This is a genomic window from Streptomyces sp. HSW2009, assembly GCF_040240285.1.
Taxonomy (GTDB): domain Bacteria; phylum Actinomycetota; class Actinomycetes; order Streptomycetales; family Streptomycetaceae; genus Streptomyces.
The window spans coordinates 1-1947 of sequence record NZ_JBEHZD010000899.1 but is presented as its reverse complement, the minus strand read 5'-3'; the positions used below and the strand labels follow the sequence as shown (position 1 = coordinate 1947).

The 1947-nt window shown below is 74.4% G+C and carries 2 protein-coding genes; one reads left to right on the top strand and one right to left on the bottom strand.

What is annotated here, in order from left to right; genetic code table 11:
• A partial coding sequence (locus AAHZ94_RS33370; protein WP_349997444.1) for an AraC family ligand binding domain-containing protein occupies window positions 1-815 on the bottom strand: 815 nt, incomplete at its 3' end.
• Window positions 816-915: 100 nt separating this feature from the next.
• Here AAHZ94_RS33370 and AAHZ94_RS33365 point away from each other — a divergent pair.
• Window positions 916-1932 carry a DMT family transporter gene (locus tag AAHZ94_RS33365; RefSeq protein ID WP_349997443.1) on the top strand — a complete coding sequence of 339 codons (1017 nt, stop codon included), beginning with the start codon at window positions 916-918 and terminating at the stop codon, window positions 1930-1932.
• The last annotated feature ends 15 nt before the right edge of the window (window positions 1933-1947 follow it).

Genomic DNA, 1947 nt, shown 5'->3' with positions numbered 1-1947 from the left:
GGGGGGGGGGGGGGGGGGGGGGGGGGGGGGGGGGGGGGGGGGGGGGGGGGGCGGGCGGCGCGCCGGGCGCCCCCCCCCCCCCCCCCCCCCGGGGCCATGCCGCTGGTCAGCAGGGTCCGCGCGCGGCGCAGCCGCAACAGCCGCTGGTAGTCGCTGGGCGCCATGCCGTACTCGGCCCGGAACGCGCGGTAGAGCGCGAACCTGCTGCACCCGGCCGCCGTCGCCAACTGCTGGGCGGAGACCGGGCCGAGCAGCGACTTGTCCAGCACGGCGCGGGCCCGCCGGGCCGCCCGCCGCTGCTCGGCCCCGGCGAGCGAGCGCAGCAGCGGGGTGCGGGTCGCGCCGCGCTCGGCCATCGCCAGCACGGCCGCGGTGAGCAACTCCTCGCGGTCCAGCGCGCTGGAGGGGCCGAGCAAGGTGGCGTGCAGCCGGGCGAGCACGCCGGTGAGCAACGGATCGGTCAGCACCGGGCGCAGGAACAGCGGCATCGCCTCTGACCGCCCGTCAGAGGCGTCCGCGAGGATGTCGCTCACCACCGACGGGCCGATGTGCACGATGCGGTAGTGGTAACCCAACTCGACCGCGGCCCGGCCGTCGTGCACCTCGTCGGGGTTGAAGGCCATCACCATGCCGGCGGCACTGGTGTGGTCGGCGCCCCGGCAGCGGAAGCTCTGCGCACCCTCGTCGGTGATGCCGAAGGAGTAGGTGTCGTGGCTGTGCCGGGAGTACACGTGATCGTGGAACTTGGCGTGCATGGCCTCCAGCGGGCGGGTGGCGTCCCGCCAGTACCGGACCCTGTTCTTCCCCACTGACATGGGCCCATTGTGACCCCCGCACCAGCGTTCAAGGCATGGGGCACGGCGCCGGGCACAGTGTGCGCCCATGGGAATGCGGAGATGGGCTAGCAACCCTTACGTGCTGCTGCTGACCACCATGGTGCTGTGGGGAGGCTCGTTCTCCAGCTCCAAGGCCGTCGTGGACGAGGTGCCGCACACCGTGGGGGCCTTCCTGCGGTTCGGTGGCGGGGCCATCGCCTTGCTGTTGGCGGTCTGGCTGTTCGACCGGCGGGAGACCCCGGTACCGGCGCGCAACGCCTGGTTGGCCGGGGCCGCCGGGGTGCTCGGCGTCTTCGCGTACAACGGGTTCTTCTTCTGGGGCCTTTCGCTCGCGCCGTCCCTGGACGCGGGCATTCTGGTGCCCGTCATGAGCCCGGTGCTGACCAGCTCGTTCCTGCTGCTGTCCGGGAAGGAAAAGGCGAACTGGCCGCGCGTGGTGGGCCTCAGCCTGGGACTGACCGGCGCGGTGATCTTCTTCCTGGGTGCCGGCGGCAGCGGGGGCGGCGGCTCCGACCGCCTGTGGGGCGACTTCCTGTTCCTGCTGAGCGCGGTGTGCTGGGCGTCGTACACGCTGGTCGGGCCGCGGGTGATGGCCGGCATCGCGCCGCTGCGCGCCACCACGTACGCGACCTGCGCGGGCGCCGTACTGCTCGCCGCGCTGGCCGCACCCGACATGGCCGACACCGACTGGTCGGCGCTGCCCACCAGCCTCTGGCTGAACGCGGTCTACCTGGCGGTGGGCGCCGCCGCGGTCGCCAACCTGCTCTACTACCGCGGCGTGGGCGAGGTCGGCCCGGGCAAGGCGTCGCTGATGATGTTCAACGTGCCGGTGATCAACACCCTGTGCGCCACCCTGATCCTCAACGAGTCCTTCGGCTGGCTCCAGGGGGTGGGCGCCGTGGTGCTGCTGGCCGGCGCGGCGCTCGCCGTGACCCAGGGCAAGCTGCCCCGCCGCGCGGCGAAGCAGCCGGCGACGAGCGGCCGGCAGGACGGTGCGCAGCCGGCGGATTCCCGGCCGGCGGGCGAGCGGCCGGCGGACCCCGAGCCGGCGGCCGAGCAGCGGCCGGCCGACCGAGCGGGCGACCCGGCGACCTGACGGGGCCGGTGGCGG